Genomic DNA, 17,475 nt, shown 5'->3' on the forward strand with positions numbered 1-17,475 from the left:
ACACCGCTGGATCACACAGTAATTTGGAAAGCTGGATACGTGCTTGCAATAGTCTGCCCTGGACAGGGCTCACAAACCCCGGGTTTTCTGGCCCCCTGGCTTGAACTGCCCCCGGTGGCAGGCCAACTGGCCTCCCTGAGCGACATCGCAGGCCTTGACCTGATCGCCCATGGAACCACCTCCGACGAAGAAACCATCAAGGACACTGCCGTGGCGCAGCCCCTGATCGTTGCGGCCGGGCTCGTAGCCGCGGCTTCCCTCTTCGACGTCGAGCTCAGCTCCCTGCCGGTGATCCTCGCCGGCCATTCCGTTGGTGAAATCACCGCTTCCGCCCTTGCCGGTGTCCTGACGGAGCAGGAAGCCATGACCTTTGTCCGCGAGCGTGCCAACAGCATGGCTGCTGCCGCGTCCGTCACACCTACCGGCATGAGCGCCGTCGTGGGCGGGGACCCGGCCGAGGTACTGGCAGCCATCGAAGCGGCCGGCGCCACCCCGGCAAACGTCAACGGTGCGGGTCAGACCGTTGCTGCAGGCACCTTCGAACAACTGAAGGCCCTCGGCGAAAACCCGCCTGCAAAGGCACGCGTGATCCCGCTGAAGGTGGCGGGCGCCTTCCACACGAGCCACATGTCACCCGCCGTCACCGCGCTCAAGGCGCTGGAGCCGGCGCTTAAGCCGCAGGCACCGAAGGTGCCCCTGCTGTCCAACTACGACGGCGGGGAAGTCACCGAGGGCGGCGCCGCCGTCGACAGCCTGATCGCCCAGGTGTCCCGCCCGGTCCGCTGGGACCTGTGCATGGAAAACCTGGTCCAGCGCGGTGTCACCGGTGTCATCGAACTTGCTCCTGCCGGTACCCTTGCCGGCCTCGCCAAGCGCGGCATGCCCGGCGTCAAGACCGTTGCGGTCAAGACCCCTGATGATCTTTCCGCCGCCCTGGCGCTCTTTGCAGAACTGGAGGGCAACGCATGAGCGTTCCCACGCTGAAACAGGCTCCCCTTCAGGAGCACACCCGGATCCTCGGGCTCGGTGCCTACCGGCCGGACGTCATCGTCACCAATGAGGACGTCTGCCAGTGGATTGATTCCTCGGATGAATGGATCCGGCAACGGACCGGAATCGTGACGCGGCACCGCGCCGCAGCCGACGTCAGCGTGATCGACATGGCAGAGGGCGCAGCCCGCGAAGCCATGGAAAAGGCCGGAATTGAAGCGTCGGATCTGGGTGCTGTCATAGTCTCCACGGTCACGCACCCCTACGCGACGCCCTCCGCCGCAGCCAGCCTTGCTGACCGCATCGGGGCCACCCCCGCACCTGCCTTTGATATCTCTGCAGCCTGCGCCGGCTACTGCTACGGCATTGCCCAGGGCGACGCGCTGGTCCGTTCCGGTACCGCCAAATACGTCCTGGTGGTCGGCGCAGAAAAGCTGTCCGATGTGATCGACAACCGGGAACGCACTATCTCCTTCCTGCTCGGAGACGGGGCCGGCGCGGTTGTCATCGGCCCCTCCGAAACTCCCGGCATCGCACCCTCTGTTTGGGGATCGGACGGCAGCAAGTGGGACGCCATCGGGATGACCCGCTCCATGCTCGACGTCCGTGACCTTGGCATGGCTGCCCGGCAGTCAGACTCCACCGGCGACCTCGCCCTGCTCGAAGAAGCCCAGGAGCTCTACCCCACCCTGCGGCAGGACGGCCAGACCGTGTTCCGCTGGGCTGTATGGGAGATGGCGAAAGTGGCACAGCAGGCGCTCGAAGCCGCCGGGGTGCAGGCCGAGGACCTCGTGGCTTTTATCCCCCACCAGGCCAACATGCGCATCATCGACGAGATGGTCAAGAAGCTCAAGCTGCCGGAGACAGTTACAGTGGCACGGGACATCGCCGACGCCGGGAACACCTCGGCAGCGTCCATCCCGCTGGCCACCCACCGCCTGCTGTCGGAAAAGCCGGAGCTGAGCGGCGGGCTGGCACTCCAGATCGGCTTCGGCGCCGGGCTGGTCTTCGGCGCCCAGGTAGTTGTCCTTCCCTAGAAACGCCCTCAACAGGCCGCAACCGCGACCTGAACCATTTCCGGCAGCCCTGCCGGCAATACAAGAAAAGGAGCCATCAATGGCTAGCAACGAAGAGATCCTGGCCGGCTTGGCTGAAATCGTTAACGAAGAAACCGGCCTGGCCCCCGAGGCTGTCGAGCTGGACAAGTCCTTCACCGAGGACCTGGACATCGACTCAATCTCCATGATGACCATTGTGGTCAACGCCGAAGAGAAGTTCGGCGTGCGCATCCCGGACGAAGAGGTCAAGAACCTCAAGACCGTCGGCGACGCCGTCAGCTTCATCGCCGGAGCCCAGGCCTAGTCAAGGCTTTCGCCGTTCATCGGCTTGGCAGGGCTGCCGGTCCGGACGACCGGGCCGGCAGCCCGCCGCATTTTTCCGGCACCTTGCTCCAGTTGGAACGGTGCCGACCACTATTACGCGGGACCCTCCGGACAGCCGGAGCCGGAATCCCCACCGACGAAAGAGTGATCCCATGACACGCAAAGTAGTCATTACCGGTCTGGGTGCCACAACGCCCATCGGCGGCGATGTACCCACGATGTGGAACAACGCGCTCAAGGGGGTCTCCGGTGCCCGCACCCTGGAGGACGATTGGGTAGCCAAGTACGAACTGCCCGTTCACTTCGCCGCCCGCTGCAGCACGCCCGCGCTCGAGGTACTTAGCAGGGTCGAGGCCAAGCGGATGGACCCCTCCACGCAGTTCGGTGTCATCGCTGCCCGCGAGGCCTGGGCCGACTCCGGCATCACCGACTTCGACAAGGACCGGCTGGCGGTTGCCTTCGCCACCGGCATCGGCGGGGTCTGGACCCTGCTGGACGCGTGGGACACGCTGAAGGAAAAAGGTCCCCGCCGTGTGCTTCCCATGACTGTTCCCATGCTGATGCCTAACGGTGTTGCAGCGGCCGTCAGTCTGGACCTGGGTGCCCGCGCCGGCGCCCACACACCGGTTTCGGCCTGCGCCTCCGGCACCGAGGCCCTGCACCTGGGCCTGGACCTGATCCGTTCGGGCAAGGCAGACGTGGTGATGTGCGGCGGCGCCGAAGCAGCCATCCACCCGATGCCCCTGGCGGCGTTCGCTTCCATGCAGGCCTTGTCGCGCCGCAATGACGATCCGCAGGCCGCCTCCCGTCCGTACGACATGGGCCGCGACGGCTTCGTGATGGGCGAAGGCGCAGGCGCACTGGTCCTCGAAGCTGAGGAACACGCCCTGGCCCGCGGGGCCCGGATCTACGGCGAACTCGCCGGGACCTCCGTCACGGCTGACGCGTACCACATCACTGCCCCTGACCCTGCAGGCCTCGGCGCAACCCGTGCCCTCAAGGCGGCCATGTTCGACGGCCGTATCCAGGCCGAGGACGTGGTCCACGTGAACGCCCATGCAACGTCCACGCCGGTGGGTGACAAGCCCGAGTACACGGCCCTCCGCGCCGCACTTGGCAACCACATCGACAACGTTGCGGTGTCCGCGACCAAGTCGCAGATGGGTCACCTCCTGGGTGCTTCCGGTGCCGTTGAGGCCGTGCTCACGGTCCTGGCAGTGTACGACCGGAAGGCGCCTGTCACGATCAACCTCGAGAACCAGGATCCTGAGATCCCGCTTGACGTGGTCACGTCCGCCAGGGACCTGCCGGCCGGCAACATTGTGGCCCTGAGCAACTCCTTCGGCTTCGGCGGACACAACGCCGTGGTGGCTGTGCGCAGCGTGTAGTTCTGCTCCGGGCTTTGCCGCCCGCATGCAAGAGGAGGCCCCGCCAGCCGGCGGGGCCTCCTCTTTTGCTATGGAGATTGCTTCGGGGTGTTACGGGGCTCCCGCTACAGGAGTTACGACGGCGGCCGTTGGCTAAGCGGTCAGCCCACCTGGTGCAGCCAGCGGACGGGAGCGCCCTCGGCAGCGTGGCGGAAAGGCTCCAGCTCCTCATCCCAGGCCTCGCCGAGAGCCAGGGACAGTTCATGATAGACCGCGGCGGGGTCGCCTGCGCCAGACTCGTAGGCGTAACGGATTCTGTCTTCTGACACCATAATATTGCCGTGCACGTCGGTGACGGCATGGAAGATGCCCAGTTCGGGTGTATGGGACCAGCGGCCGCCATCAACCCCCTGGCTGGGTTCCTCGGTGACCTCGTAGCGTAGGTGGGCCCAGCCGCGCAGCGCGGACGCCAGCTGAGCGCCCGTTCCGGGCACGCCCGTCCACGAAAGCTCGGCCCGGAACATTCCGGGCGCAGCAGGCTGAGGGGTCCACTCAAGATCCGTCCGCTTATCCACGACGGAGCCGATGGCCCACTCCACGTGAGGGCACAAAGCAGTAGGGGCTGAGTGAACAAACAGCACACCGCGGGTCATTGCAACAGACATTCCATCCTCCATAGCTCTAGGTACGTCTTCCCCAACGACCTCTGCCTGGATGGAACTGCCGTGCGCTGTTCTGCGGTGCAACTCCTTGCCACATATTTAATTTGTTCGGATTAAGCAGCGTCCGGACTTGCTGTTCTGCAGGAAGCGAAGGAGCTTCAAGCGGGACTTGAAAGTTGCCGGACGTGACTCTTATTGTGCCGTACGCCAGGTAATTACGCCAGTGCGATTCGCGATTACGGTTTGGCCCGGCGCCTGTTCGGTGTCATGCCCGGGGATGCGCCTGCTGGTAGCTTTGCCGCAGCCGGTCCACTGAGACATGCGTGTAGATCTGGGTGGTTGCCAGGCTGCTGTGGCCCAGGATTTCCTGGACGGCACGGAGATCGGCGCCGCCGTCCAACAGGTGGGTTGCTGCCGAGTGACGAAGGGCGTGGGGGCCCGACGCGGACGTGTCACCCAAGGCCTCCAGGAGCCCGTTGACCACCTCCCGGACCTGCCGCTGGTCCACGCGGCGGCCCCTGGAGCCCAGGAAGAGGGCGGGGCCGCTGTTGTCCTTGGCAAGCAGCGGCCGGCCGCGCCGCAGCCAGTCGTCCAGTGCCAGGGCCGCCGGAACTCCGTAGGGAACAGTGCGTTCCTTGTTGCCTTTTCCGATGACGCGCAGCGTGCGCCGGTCGGGGTCCAGGTCATCGATGTCCAGCCCTGCCAGCTCACCGACCCGGATTCCGGTGGCATAGAGCAGTTCGACGACGGCGCGGTTCCGGACAGGCAGCGGCCCGCCGCCGGCCGCGGCTTCTTCCAGGCCGGTCAGCAGCCGTGTCAGTTGTTGTGACTGCAGGACGCCCGGCAGGTGGCGTTCCCGTTTGGGAGCCTTGAGCCGTAGTGCCGGGTCCGAGCCGATGCGCTCTTCCGTCAGGGCCCACGCCGTGAAGGCACGGACGGTGGCGGCCCGCCGGGCAAGGGTGGAGCGGGAGACACCCGACTGGCTTTGCGTTCCCAGCCAGCGCCGAAGGGTGCCGAGCTCAAGGTCCTCCAGCCGGGCGGTACCTTCGGACGCGGCGTGGGCCAGGAAGCTGCGCAAGTCCCCAAGGTAGGCACGCAAGGTGTGCGCCGATACGGCCCGTTCCCCCGACAGGTAGCTTGAGAAGGCAGCTAATGCCTGGCTCAGCTCCCGCGGCAATTCCTCGTCTTTCACCCTCCTACTGTCTCAGGTGAGGCCGCTGTCCCACGGCCTGACACGGCACGCCGCAACCGCCAGTGTGAGTCCTGCTGGCCAACCGCCCTCCAGCAGTCAGGCGGTTGCCTTGCCGCGTTTCCAGCCGCCTCTTTCGGATACCGCCAGCCCGAGCAGTCCGAGCCGACCCAGCCCCGCCCGGACGGATTCCTGGCTCAGGCCGGCGACGGAACACAGTTTCTCGACCGACGTGGTGGCGCGCAGCGGAAGTGCATCCAGGAGGATCAGGTCTTCGAGGGTCAGCCCGTCCTGGACCTCGGCTCCAGCCTGGCGGGGCTGCGGCAGCCCTGTTCCACTTGGCGCTGCGAGCTCCACAATTTCCGCGGCGTCAGTGACGCAGACAGCACCGCCGTCCCGGAGCAGCCGGTGGCATCCAGCCGAATTGGCGCTATGGACCGAACCGGGAACAGCCCCGACAGCGCGGCCGAGCGTTTCGGCGTGGTGGGCTGTGTTCAGCGCCCCGGAACGCCATCGGGCCTCCACCACAACAGTCACAGCGGACAGGGCGGCGATCAGGCGGTTCCGTTGAAGGAAGCGGTAACGAGTGGGTGCCGACCCGGGCGGAACCTCTGCGATCACCGCGCCTTGGTTGCAGACGGCACGGAGGAGGTCCTCATTGCCTGACGGGTAAAAGCGGTCCACTCCCCCGGCCATCACGGCAATGGTGGGCACTGTGCCGGTACCGCCTGCCAGCGCGGCGCGGTGGGCATGCGCGTCTATGCCATAGGCACCACCGGAAACGACGGTGAAGCCGCGCTGCGCCAAGGAATATGCAATGTCTCCGGTCACAGACGCACCGTAGCTGGTGCTGTCCCGGGACCCGACCAGGGCGATGCACTTGTCCGCGCCGGGGAGAGGCTGCTCCTGTCCCCGCCACCACAGGCAGATGGGTTCCTGGATACCAAGGTCGGCGAACTGCCCGGGCCACAATTCATCCGACGGAATAATCAACCTGCCGCCAAGCCTCGCCATGGTGGCGAGGTCCCGCTCGGGAGCGAGATCCGGAATACGCGGCTGCCAACGTTTTAGGGATGCCGCCATACCGGCCCAGCTGGTGGCGGAACCACTGTCCGCAAGCAGGGCGGTGACCTCCTGCTCCAGTTCAGGTCCGTAAGCAACCTGGCCGGTGGCAATCCGAAGGGCGTCAACGGCGCCGCATACCTGCACGAGGGCCAGGCCTGCCGCATCCTGTGGCTCCATAAGCCGGGCAAGCGCGGCGCGGGAAAGCCTCTCTGCGTCCACTGCTGCCTGATTCATGCCGCGACCGCCGCTGCCTGCCGCAGCCCCAGGGCCTGCCCAATATCATCCATCTCAGGTCTTTCCCGGTGCCCAAGGTCTGCCAGCGTCCAGGCCAGGCGCAGTACCCTGTCGTAGCCACGGGCAGTGAGGACGCCGCGCTCCAGGGAATGGTCGAGGATGCGCGTGGCGAGAGGAGGCAGCCGAAGCTCTCCGCGGAGCACGCGGCCCGGTACCTGCGAGTTCGTTTCCAGACCGAAGGGGGCCAACCTTTCACGCTGCCGCCCGCGGGCATTCCGGACGCGGGCGGCCACGGAAGCGGTATCCTCCTCCGCACCCCCCTGACCGAACTCGGCCAGGGAAACCCTCTCCACCTGCAATTGGATATCCACACGGTCCAGGAGCGGCCCGGACATCCTCGCCAGATAGCGTCTGCGCATCATGGGCGTGCAGGTACAGTCCAGCCCCTTACCGGACGCCTTGCCGCAGGGGCAGGGGTTGGCTGCCAGGACGAGCTGGAACCGGGCAGGATACGCTGCGGTCCCGGCGGAGCGGTGGATTACGAGCTCACCGCTCTCCAGCGGCTGGCGCAGGGCGTCCAGCACGCGGCGCTCGTACTCCGGCGCCTCGTCCAGGAACAGCACGCCCCTATGGGCGCGGGAGGCGGCCCCGGGCCTCGGAAGGCCGGAGCCGCCGCCGATGATCGCTGCCGCCGTCGCGGAGTGGTGCGGGCTTTCGAAGGGCGGCCGCCGCAGCAGGTGGACCGACGACGAAGGCAGCCCGCAGAGCGAGTGGATGGCCGTGACTTCCATTGCCTCGTGGTCCGCGAGGTCCGGCAAAAGCCCGGGAAGGCGCTCTGCCAGCATTGTTTTGCCTGCGCCCGGTGGCCCCGTGAGGAGCAGGTGATGGGCTCCGGCGGCTGCCACTTCGAGGGCCCGCCGGGCGTCCCCCTGGCCGGAAACATCAGCCATATCCGGGTACACCCCTGCGTCCTCCGGGCCATCGCAGGTTTGTTCAGCGTCCTCCGGTTCGAAATCCAGTGCCAGTTCCTGCGGGTCCGCCCCGGAATCCAGAGCGAGCCGGGCAAGGGTCCGGTAACCCCTGACGTTCGCGCCCGGCACGAGCGCTGCCTCCGCCAGGTTCGCCTGTGCCACCACAATGTCCGGATACCCGGCTTGGACGGCCGCCATCACGGCCGGAAGAATGCCCCGGACCGGGCGCAGCCTGCCGTCCAGCCCCAGTTCCGCTATGAAGACCGTGTTACCGGTGGGTTTGATGTCGTTCGCGGCGCGGAGCACAGCCATGGTGACCGCAAGGTCGAAGCCCGACCCCCGCTTGGGAAGAGAGGCAGGAATAAGGTTCGCGGTGATCTTCCGGCGGCTCAGCGGGATCCCGGAATTTTTCGCGGCCGACCGGATGCGTTCCTTGGCCTCATTCAGGGAGGCGTCGGGCAGGCCGAGAAGCACAAATGCCGGCAAGGTCTGACCGATGTCAGCCTCGACTTCCACGATGTACCCGTTCAGGCCCACCAAGGCGATGGAGTACGTTCTTCCCAGGGCCACTCAGCCCACCCCCTTGAGGTGCTCCACCAAAGGTTCGCCGCCGCCGTCGTCCACTACTGCGATCACGTCCACGCGCCGCAGCGGCATCCGCAGCTCCCGATCGCGGCACCACGCCGAGCCGAGCCGGTGCAGGCGGGCGAGTTTCTCCGGCCCCACCGCTTCAAAGGGGTGGCCGTAATCGAGGGAACGGCGGGTCTTTACTTCGGCGATGACCAGGGCGTCGCCGTCCAGGGCCACAATGTCGATTTCGCCTTCGGTGCAGCGCCAGTTGCGCTCCACAACGAGCATCCCGAGGGACTCAAGAAAGCCGACGGCGAGGTCCTCACCGTGCCGGCCCAACAGGTCTTTCGATTTCATTTCTTACCTCCGCAACCAGCCTGCGGCAGCGTGGTTGCGGAGGTAAGGGAGCTTAACCCGTATGTGGACTAACGCCCCTGTGAAGGAAAAGTCGGCTGCGCAGATGGCCCCGCGGGCGAACCGCGGTCTGTCAGGAGTTACTGGCCCAGGTCAACGTCCTTGGGCAGGGCCAGTTCCTCGTTGCGCGGAAGCTCTTCCACGTTGACATCCTTGAACGTCAGGACACGGACGCTTTTGACGAACCGGGCCGATCGATACACGTCCCACACCCAGGCGTCCTGCAGCGTCAGGTCAAAGTAGACCTCGCCGTCCGCGCTGCGGGCCTGCAGGTCTACATGGTTGGCCAGGTAGAAGCGCCGTTCGGTCTCGACAACGTAGCTGAACAGTCCGACGACGTCGCGGTATTCACGATAGAGCTGCAGCTCCATGTCGGTCTCATAGTTTTCAAGATCCTCAGCACTCATGATTCCATCTTGCACCATGTCCGGCGCCCCTGGCGCCCGCGCCGGCCAGAGTCAGTCTTCCGGGCCGGGTTCGTCCGCTGCGGGTTCGTCCCCGCCGGACAGCCCGCCCTCCAGCAGTTCCCCGCCGAGGAGACGCCAGCTGACGCGGTGGTAGGGCGTAGGCCCGGCCACGCGGAGGACGTCACGGTGCAGCACGGTGGCATAGCCCTTGTTGATGTCCCAGCCAAAGTCCGGGTACTCACCATGAAGCTCCCGCATCATCCTGTCCCGCTCCACCTTGGCGATAACGCTGGCAGCGGCAACGCTCAGGCACTGCATGTCGGCCTTGATCTTGGTGTGAACCGGGGCGTCACAGCCCGCTTCAAGCACCGGCTCGTCAAAAAGCGACAGCTGGTCAGCCGGCGAAAGCCAGTTGTGGCTGCCGTCCAGGAGCACGAGGTCGGGAGTGACTCCCCCGGCGAGAATCTCCTGCCAGGCGCGGGTTCCTGCCAGTCGCAGTGCAGCGATGATGCCGAGGGAATCAATCTCCTGCGCCGACGCGTGACCAACCGCGGACGCCACACTCCACCGACGGACCAGCGGGTCAAGCCGTTCCCGTTCAGCGGGGGTCAGCAGCTTGCTGTCCCTCACGCCGGCCAAGGGCTTTTGGCGTTCCAGGTCCACCACGGCGATGCCAACGCTGACCGGACCGGCAAGGGCGCCCCGGCCCACCTCGTCCACCCCTGCAAGATAGCGGATGCCCTGGGCCTTGAAGGTCCGTTCGTGCCTTAGGGTAGGGGCCTTGGTGCGTGAGGGAATCTTTTTGGAACCTGGCTTGGCCTGAACTGCGGATGACATGGTCAGGGAGCTGCCGGTACGTTCCGGAACACGTCCGGATAGTTGCCCAGGGTTGTGATCCGGCTCAGCGGCCAGGCGATGACCGCGGCTTTGCCTTCGAGATCTGCAACGTCGATGAATCCGCCGTCGGAATCCATGTGCGCCCTGGAGTCAGCGGAATGGTTCCGGTTATCGCCCATCACCCACACCTTGCCTTCGGGGACAGTCACGTCGAAGTTGCGTATCTGCGGGGCCTCAGCCGGATTGACGTAGCTTTCGTTGATGGGCCTCCCGTTAATGGTCAGTCTACCGCCGTCGTCACAGCAGACCACGTGGTCCCCCGGCAGCCCGATGACCCTCTTGACCAGGTGCTGCTCAGAGTTGTCCGGCAGAAGGCCAACAAAGGTCAGTCCGTCCTGGACCCAACTGAACGGTCCTTCGGTTTTTTCCTCGGCAGGCGGCAGCCAACCCTTCGTGTCGCGGAATACCACCACGTCGCCGCGGTTCAGCGAGAAGGGTTCGGGCACCAGGAGATTAACAAAAATCCGGTCATCGATGTCCAAGGTGTTGACCATGGACTCGGAGGGAATGAAGAACGCACGGAACAGGAAGGTTTTGATCAGGAAGGAGAGCACGACGGCGATCACCACCACCGTGGCGATTTCCTTCAGCCAGGCAACCACCTGGCTCCGGCCGGAGCTCTCGCGGGCCTTGGCCGCGGCGCGGCTGCCCGCGGACGCGGGAGCAGCTGATGCCGGACCCGCGGCGGCTGCCTCGGGCGCGCCGTGCGCCCGGGAATCCGAGTCGCCGTCGGGACGCGGTTCGGGTGTCCGCGCGTGGTTCTCGGGCATCTACTGTCCGTTCTCTGTTAAGGGTCCTGCCGCTGGCGGCCGAGGTACTTCAGCAAATCTATCAAGCGGCCATATGATCTGGACCGGCCTGCCGATAACACGGTCCACCGGCACCATTCCCCCGCCGGGCGCACCGAGCAGGCTCCGGGAATCGGCGGACAGCGACCGGTGGTCACCCAGCAGCCACAGCCGCCCGTCCGGCACCTTTGCAGTGAACTTCTGCGTACTGGGGGCATCGCCGGGAAAAATGTAGGGCTCGTCCAGTGGCTGGCCGTTAATGGTGATCCTGCCGTCGGCATCACAGCAGACCACGGTGTCCCCTGGTATGCCGATGACCCGTTTTACATAGGTGGTGTCGCTGCCGGTGAGGCCAAGCCACTGGGTGGTGGCGGTCGCGGCGTCCGCCATTGGACCCTTGCCGCTGTTGAGCGGCGCGAAGGTTCCCCGGCCGTCGAAGACCACGATGTCGCCCCGCCGGATGGATTCGGACCGGAAGTCAGTCCGCGACACAAGGATCCGGTCCCCGCCCTTGAGGACCGGTTCCATGGACTCGGACGGAATGAAGTAGACGTCGAGCCACAGCGAGCGGACCAACCCGCCTACCGCAATGGCGAGGACAAGGGCGAGGAACACAAAACGCCAGCCCGTTTTCCGGGGCTGGCGTTTTGTCTGGTCCATAAGTCCGTATCCTGGGCGCTGGTGCATGGCTCCGGCGCTGGCCGGATACGGCTGCGGCCCTGCCTTTGTAGGTCTGTAAAGGACTTACTTGGCGGTGCTGAAGTCGCGCTTTTCCTTGATCTTGGCAGCCTTACCGCGCAGTGCACGCATGTAGTAAAGCTTGGCGCGGCGCACGTCACCCTTGGTGACGAGCTCGATCTTTTCGATGATCGGGGAGTGCACCGGGAAGGTACGCTCCACGCCGACGCCGAAAGAGACCTTGCGGACTGTGAACGTCTCACGAACGCCCTCACCCTGGCGGCCCAGGACGAAGCCCTGGAAAACCTGGACACGGGTGTTCTTGCCTTCGATGATGTTCACGTGAACCTTGAGGGTGTCACCTGCGCGGAACGCGGGAACATCGGTACGCAGCGAAGCTGCATCTACGGAATCGAGAATATGCATGATTGCACTCCTGGTGAACGCCACAGGTCATTCACTTTGGGTCACGGCAGCCAAGCCCGGACGCTTGCAGCGCTGCCGGGAATTTCTGCCGAAAGGTAAGTGGTCCGTCCTCTTTCACTGATTGAAGAGGCCGGTTGTCTTAGCTGTTGGTTTCGCTCCCCCTGTGGCAGGTGCGGACCCAGTAGACACAACGACTAATTTTGCCACAGTCCGCCACGTACAACCAATTCCCAGGCCTTAACACCGCCCGCACACGCAGCCGGGTCAGTGCGGCTGTTCCCCCGGCGCGTCCGGCCGGCGCCGCAGCCGGCCGTCGACGACGTCGTAGCCCAGGTCCTGCAGGGCGGCGCGGTCGGCACGGGGCAGCTTCGCGGCGTCGAACGTTTCGAGCAGGTCCGGGCGGCGCTCCGCCGTCCGGCGGAACTGTTCGCTGCGGCGCCACTGCGCTATCTTCCCGTGGTTGCCGCTAAGCAGGACGGCCGGAACTTCACGCTCCCGCCACACAGAAGGTTTGGTGTAGACGGGATACTCCAGCAGCCCGTCGGAGTGGGACTCCTCCACCAGCGACTCGGGATTGCCCACCACACCCGGCAGGAGCCTTCCGATGGCCTCCACCATGGCCAGGACGGCGACTTCACCGCCGTTCAGGACATAGTCGCCCAGGCTGACGGGGCGGACGGTGAAGTGCTCGCGGGACCACTCGATGACCCGCTCATCGATGCCCTCGTAGCGTCCACAGGCAAACGCGAGATGCTCCTGTTCCGCCAACTCATAGGCGAGGGCCTGGGTGAAGCGTTCCCCCGCCGGCGACGGAACGATCAGAACCGGCTTGTCCGCATCTTCCGGACGGTCGGCAGCGATGGAGAAGAGGGCCTGCGCCCACGGTTCAGGCTTCATGACCATCCCGGCGCCGCCGCCGTAGGGCGTGTCATCCACCGTGCGGTGCTTGTCCGTGGTGAAGGCGCGGAGGTCGTGGACGCGCAGGTCCAGGATCCCGTCCTGGCGGGCCTTGCCGATCAGCGACAGTTCCAGCGGCGCCAGGTACTCGGGAAAGATGCTGACGACGTCGATCCGCATTTACGCTTTGCCTTCAGTTTCCTGGGCGGCGTCCTGGTCTGAGTTGAGTTCGAACAGGCCGTCCGGCGGGGTGAGGAGGATGAAGCCTTCCTCGATGTTGACCTCGGGCACGATCTGCTCGACGAAGGGAATGAGGATCTCTTCCCCCTCCGGGGTTTTGACCAGAAGCAGGTCCTGCACGGGCATTGTGTTGAGGGCGGCAACCTTCCCGACCACGCGGGACCCCACCCGGGCTTCCAGACCCACGAGCTCATGCTCGTACCAGCCTTCGTCGTCGTCCTCGTCCAGCTCTTCGGTTTCGATGAAAAGCTTGGCTCCGCGGAGGGTTTCCGCTTCATTGCGGGTCTCAATCCCGTCAAAACCCAGCAGGAGGATGTCCTTGTTCCAGCGGGCGCTGTTGACGGTCAGCGGGCCGGCAGATGCCGGTTCAACAACAAATTCCGTGCCCGGCACAAACCGGTCCTCAGGGGCGTCGGTCAGGACCTGGACGGTAACTTCCCCGCGAATGCCGTGGGGTTTGCCGATTCGTGCCACCTGGAGCTGCATGTGTTCCTCTGTCTTGGATGTGGTTGGCGGTGTTCTGCGGAAAGCACTCCGGCCCCTCCACCGTTGGTGGAGGGGCCGGAGCAAAAAACTGATGTTGCTGAGCGCTCAGCGGCGGCGGTCAGTGTCGACGACGTCGACCCTTACCGGTTCGCCGCCGGCCAGGGCAGCCACAACGGTGCGCAGTGCGCGTGCCGTGCGGCCCTGGCGGCCGATCACCCGTCCGAGGTCGTCCTGGTGGACCCGCACCTCGAGGGTGTCCCCGCGGCGGTTGCTCTTCGAGCTGACCTTGACGTCATCCGGGGAATCGACGATTCCCCGGACCAGGTGCTCCAGCGCTTCTGCCAGCAATTTACTCAGCCTCGGTGGTCTCTGCTTCGGCCGGTGCCTCGGCTGCGTCAGACTTGGATGCCTTCTTGGTGATGGCTTCCGGGATGATCACGGAACCCTTTTCCGGAGCAACGAAGGCTTCCTTCTGGGTCTTGGTCCGCAGGGTGCCTTCCTGGCCCGGGAGGCCCTTGAACTTCTGCCAGTCACCGGTGATCTTCAGGATCGCGGCAACCTGCTCGGACGGCTGGGCGCCGACGGACAGCCAGTACTGGGCACGCTCGGAGTTGACCTCGATGTATGAGGGCTCCTCGGTGGGGTGGTACTTGCCGATCTCCTCGATGGCGCGGCCGTCACGCTTGGTGCGTGAGTCTGCAACGACGATGCGGTAGTACGGTGCGCGCATTTTGCCAAAGCGCTTAAGGCGAATCTTTACGGCCACTTTTGTGGTCACTCCTGTTTCAGAAAAGGGGGTGAACCCGGCGTTCTGCACCCGTGGGGCGGGCCGTACTTGCGGGTTCGAAGGACAGGATCCGGACGCGGAGAGAGGGGCCACGCAGATCGAGTACCTGTTTATTGTGCCAGATGAGCGTCCTAATTTCGACTTGACACCCCAACCCAGCTGTCACCGGTGCGAAGCGGAAGCCTGCGTCAGGAGGACCAGACGTACAGCCCGCTGCGCTCGGAATCGTCGATTCCGCCGGCCAGTTCCGCCAGCTGCTCCACATAGGCACGGGCCTGGGCAGCGTCGAAAGGCATGTCGTCCTGCGCCGCCCACTGTTCGGCGACGTCATCGAGCACATTGCCCTCCCCTTCCACCTCGTAGGTCAGGAGGTCGGCCAGGGCGCGGACCATGGCCGGTGGTACCGCCAGGAGCGAATCGCTTGCCACGTCCACCATGGTCAGCTCATAGTCGGCACCGCCGGCATGAACGGCAGTGCCTGCAAGCTCACCGAGCTGTTCAACTTCGAAGTCGCTGATTTCCGGGATCCGCACGGCCTGCGTCGCCGGCCCGCTGCCGCCCTGGTCCAGGATGCCGGCGCGCTTCAGCGCGCCGTCGTGGGTAGCGACAAAGATCTCGGTAAAGCCCATGGGAATGCCCTCATTCCGTCGACGATGCGGCCCACGCAGGGCGGCACCTGCCGCCCCGGCCGTTCCGTTTCAGCCTAGTACAAGGCCCGCCCCGGTCCACGTGGAGCAGCTGCAGCGGCGTCAGCGGACCGCTACGCGGATCCGGTTGCGCCACGGATCCTCAAACCGAAGTTCCGCCCCGGTGTGGTGCGACGGCAGTCCGGCGACCTTCAGCCGGTCTGCGAGCGCCCCGAGGTCGTCCCCGGACGGCACCTCGATGAGCACCTCGCCAAGGCCAAGGGTGTCCTTGCGGGGACCGGCGCCGCGGCTGTTCCACACGTTCATGGCCATGTGGTGGTGGTAGCCGCCGGCCGAAACAAACAAAGCCTGCCCGTGCCAGCCGGCGGTTTTCTCAAACCCGAGGACTCCTACGTAGAAGTCGCGGGCCAACTGGACGTCGCCCACCTGGAGATGGACGTGGCCCACCCCTGCCGCGCTCCCGTGCTGGCGCTGAAGGGACTCTTCGGTGAGGTGCTGCTCGAGGTACCGCTGCGGCGGCAGGGCGAGGCTGTCCATCACAACGTCAGTGCCGTTCCAGGACCAGTTGCTGCGCGGCCGGTCCCAGTAGAGTTCGATGCCGTTGCCTTCCGGATCATTGAAGTAGAAGGCCTCGCTGACGAGGTGGTCGGCGCTGCCTGTGAAGGAACGCGGCTCAAACTGCGCGGCGGTGGCGATGGTGGCGGCCAGGTCCGCCTGGTTCTCGAATAGGAGCGCCGTGTGAAAAAGACCGGCCTCTCCCCTGCCCGGGAGGTTCAGCCCCGGAGCGGGCGCGAGGTGGACCAGCGGCTTCTGCAGCCGTCCCAGGTAGAGTCCGCCGTCCTGCTCGGCGATGACCTCAAGACCGAGGGCACGCTGGTAGTAATCCGTCATCACCTTCATGTCGCCCACCTTGAGCATCACGGTGCCCATGGCGAGGTCGGCAGGAAGAAGATCCTGGCTGGCGGCTTCTGCAGTCATTGAAAACTCCCGGTGCTGGGGCCCTGCGGGTTGTGGGCCTATACCCTTAAAATTACTTGAAGCTTCAATTTATTCCAAGTGCGTTGAATGTGAGCTGCAGCCTCGCCCCGTTCACCGGATGACGCGGCCACCCAGCACAACGTGTGCCAGGTCGCTGACCACGGCCGGAACCTGCCGGGGATCCTCCCGGCACAGGACGACGTCGGCCCTGGCCCCCTCCTGCAGCCCCTCAGCACCCAGCCACCTGCGGGCGGCCCAACAGGCAGCGTCGAGGGCAGCGGCCATTGGCAGGCCCGCGCGGTGAAGGGCCAGAATTTCATCGGCGATCCTGCCGTGCCGGATGACGCTGCCGGCATCGGTACCGGCATAAATCTGCACCCCTGCTTCATACGCCTCCAGCACCCGCTCCGCCCGGCGCTCCCAGAGCGCGCGCATATGTGCGGCGTACCGGGGGAACTTGTGCTCCGCCTGGTCGGCGATGTCCGGAAACGTCGCGATGTTGATGAGGGTGGGCACAATGGGAACGCCCTGCTCGACGAACCGCGGCAGGTGCCGTGGCAGGAGCCCGGTGGCATGCTCGATGCAGTCAATCCGCGCGTCCAGCATCTGGTCCAGGGTTTCTTCGGCAAAACAATGGGCAGTGATCCGGGCGCCCTCGTCGTGCACCGCCTGCACGGCGTCCTTGACGACGTCGGCGGGAAACGACGGCGCCAGGTCGCCGGCGTCGCGGTCAATCCAGTCCCCGACAAGTTTGACCCAGCCGTCACCGTCGCGGGCCTGCTTCCGGACGGCTTCCACCAGGCCCTGCGGTTCCACTTCCTCGGCGAAGCCCCGCAAATACCGGCGGGTCCGTGCAACATGCCTGCCGGCGCGGATCAGTACGGGGGCATTGCTGCTGTCCTGAAGGAAGCGCGTGTCTACAGGGGAACCTGCGTCCCGCACCAGCAGCGTTCCGGCGTTCAGGTCGGTCCTGGCCTGTTCCTCCGAAGTTGCTGCGTCAACCGCACCTCCGGGCCCCAGCCCGATATGGCAGTGGGCATCCACGAATCCAGGCAGCACCCAGCCGTCCAGGATCCTGTCCGGTTCCCCTGCCGGCCGGTGGTACGTCAGCCTGCCGTCAACTGACCACAATCCCCGCCGCTCGCTGTCCGGCCCGGTGAGGACGGTTCCCGTGAAGTTGATGATTTCTGCCATGGATTTGCCTCTTTCCCGCCCCGTCAGGCTAGCACCGCCGGGATATGGCAGGAGCCCCTCCCCCTGGCCCCTTTCCGGGGTGTGGTAGCTTTCATCTTGACCACACGGGTGCCCCTGCAGGGGCTGAGATCGGGCTGACGCAGCCTGCGACCGTTGAACCTGTCCGGGTAATGCCGGCGAAGGAAGTGAGTATTTCTTGAGTACAC

The 17,475-nt window shown here is 65.4% G+C and carries 21 protein-coding genes and 1 riboswitch; of the genes, 4 read left to right on the forward strand and 17 right to left on the reverse strand.

Going from position 1 to position 17,475, the window contains the following annotated elements:
* Positions 1-39: 39 nt before the first annotated feature.
* The 4 genes from M1D93_RS11365 (at position 40) to M1D93_RS11380 (ending at position 3,760) form a co-directional block, all read left to right on the forward strand.
* Positions 40-969 (forward strand): ACP S-malonyltransferase, encoded by a 930-nt coding sequence (locus M1D93_RS11365; protein ID WP_461171659.1) that lies wholly within the window; start codon positions 40-42, stop codon positions 967-969.
* Complete coding sequence (locus tag M1D93_RS11370; RefSeq protein WP_461171660.1) at positions 966-2,027, forward strand: beta-ketoacyl-ACP synthase III; 1,062 nt, start codon at positions 966-968, stop codon at positions 2,025-2,027. Before M1D93_RS11365 ends, M1D93_RS11370 begins: the two co-directional genes overlap by 4 nt.
* 79 nt (positions 2,028-2,106) lie before the next feature.
* Entirely contained in the window at positions 2,107-2,352 is a 246-nt protein-coding gene (locus M1D93_RS11375) for an acyl carrier protein (protein WP_009359314.1), read from the forward strand.
* 172 nt (positions 2,353-2,524) lie between these two features.
* Entirely contained in the window at positions 2,525-3,760 is a 1,236-nt protein-coding gene (locus M1D93_RS11380; RefSeq protein WP_461171661.1) for a beta-ketoacyl-[acyl-carrier-protein] synthase family protein, read from the forward strand.
* Positions 3,761-3,900: 140 nt separating this feature from the next.
* On the opposite strand, the gene M1D93_RS11385 is transcribed toward M1D93_RS11380, so the two are convergent.
* From M1D93_RS11385 to M1D93_RS11465, 17 genes are all read right to left on the reverse strand, one after another.
* Positions 3,901-4,404, reverse strand: a complete 504-nt coding sequence (locus M1D93_RS11385) for a DUF3145 domain-containing protein (RefSeq protein WP_461171662.1) — start codon at positions 4,402-4,404, stop codon at positions 3,901-3,903.
* Positions 4,405-4,666: 262 nt separating this feature from the next.
* A complete protein-coding gene (locus M1D93_RS11390) occupies positions 4,667-5,593 on the reverse strand; it encodes a tyrosine recombinase XerC (RefSeq protein ID WP_461171663.1) in 927 nt (308 codons plus the stop codon).
* 96 nt (positions 5,594-5,689) lie between these two features.
* Entirely contained in the window at positions 5,690-6,889 is a 1,200-nt protein-coding gene (dprA, locus tag M1D93_RS11395; protein ID WP_461171664.1) for a DNA-processing protein DprA, read from the reverse strand.
* Positions 6,886-8,430, reverse strand: a complete 1,545-nt coding sequence (locus M1D93_RS11400; protein ID WP_461171665.1) for a YifB family Mg chelatase-like AAA ATPase — start codon at positions 8,428-8,430, stop codon at positions 6,886-6,888. Before M1D93_RS11400 ends, dprA begins: the two co-directional genes overlap by 4 nt.
* Positions 8,431-8,787 (reverse strand): YraN family protein, encoded by a 357-nt coding sequence (locus M1D93_RS11405; protein WP_461171666.1) that lies wholly within the window; start codon positions 8,785-8,787, stop codon positions 8,431-8,433. It lies immediately after the preceding gene.
* A 137-nt stretch (positions 8,788-8,924) separates the two neighbouring features.
* Positions 8,925-9,251 carry a DUF2469 domain-containing protein gene (locus tag M1D93_RS11410; RefSeq protein WP_013601392.1) on the reverse strand — a complete coding sequence of 109 codons (327 nt, stop codon included), beginning with the start codon at positions 9,249-9,251 and terminating at the stop codon, positions 8,925-8,927.
* A gap of 51 nt (positions 9,252-9,302) precedes the next feature.
* Entirely contained in the window at positions 9,303-10,088 is a 786-nt protein-coding gene (locus tag M1D93_RS11415) for a ribonuclease HII (RefSeq protein ID WP_461171667.1), read from the reverse strand.
* 2 nt (positions 10,089-10,090) lie between these two features.
* Positions 10,091-10,918, reverse strand: coding sequence for a signal peptidase I (gene lepB / locus M1D93_RS11420; protein WP_461171668.1), 828 nt, complete (start codon positions 10,916-10,918; stop codon positions 10,091-10,093).
* On the reverse strand, positions 10,919-11,596 hold the full coding sequence (gene lepB, locus M1D93_RS11425; RefSeq protein ID WP_461171669.1) for a signal peptidase I: 678 nt from the start codon (positions 11,594-11,596) through the stop codon (positions 10,919-10,921). It lies immediately after the preceding gene.
* Positions 11,597-11,680: 84 nt separating this feature from the next.
* A complete protein-coding gene (rplS, locus tag M1D93_RS11430) occupies positions 11,681-12,040 on the reverse strand; it encodes a 50S ribosomal protein L19 (protein ID WP_461171670.1) in 360 nt (119 codons plus the stop codon).
* Positions 12,041-12,304: 264 nt separating this feature from the next.
* The gene (gene trmD, locus M1D93_RS11435) at positions 12,305-13,117 is read right to left on the reverse strand and encodes a tRNA (guanosine(37)-N1)-methyltransferase TrmD (RefSeq protein WP_461171671.1); all 813 of its coding nucleotides are present in this window, start codon (positions 13,115-13,117) and stop codon (positions 12,305-12,307) included.
* The gene (gene rimM / locus M1D93_RS11440) at positions 13,118-13,663 is read right to left on the reverse strand and encodes a ribosome maturation factor RimM (protein ID WP_461171672.1); all 546 of its coding nucleotides are present in this window, start codon (positions 13,661-13,663) and stop codon (positions 13,118-13,120) included.
* Positions 13,664-13,768: 105 nt separating this feature from the next.
* Positions 13,769-14,011, reverse strand: a complete 243-nt coding sequence (locus M1D93_RS11445; RefSeq protein ID WP_013601399.1) for an RNA-binding protein — start codon at positions 14,009-14,011, stop codon at positions 13,769-13,771.
* Position 14,012: 1 nt separating this feature from the next.
* Complete coding sequence (gene rpsP, locus M1D93_RS11450) at positions 14,013-14,429, reverse strand: 30S ribosomal protein S16 (protein ID WP_163162679.1); 417 nt, start codon at positions 14,427-14,429, stop codon at positions 14,013-14,015.
* Between the two features lie 209 nt (positions 14,430-14,638).
* A complete protein-coding gene (locus M1D93_RS11455) occupies positions 14,639-15,079 on the reverse strand; it encodes a hypothetical protein (protein ID WP_461171673.1) in 441 nt (146 codons plus the stop codon).
* Between the two features lie 120 nt (positions 15,080-15,199).
* Positions 15,200-16,075 carry a VOC family protein gene (locus M1D93_RS11460; protein ID WP_461171674.1) on the reverse strand — a complete coding sequence of 292 codons (876 nt, stop codon included), beginning with the start codon at positions 16,073-16,075 and terminating at the stop codon, positions 15,200-15,202.
* A 111-nt stretch (positions 16,076-16,186) separates the two neighbouring features.
* Entirely contained in the window at positions 16,187-17,269 is a 1,083-nt protein-coding gene (locus M1D93_RS11465) for an amidohydrolase family protein (protein ID WP_461171675.1), read from the reverse strand.
* 94 nt (positions 17,270-17,363) lie between these two features.
* Positions 17,364-17,471: riboswitch (TPP riboswitch) on the forward strand.
* Positions 17,472-17,475 lie beyond the last annotated feature (4 nt).

The sequence above is a fragment of the Arthrobacter sp. Z1-9 genome (assembly GCF_054792695.1).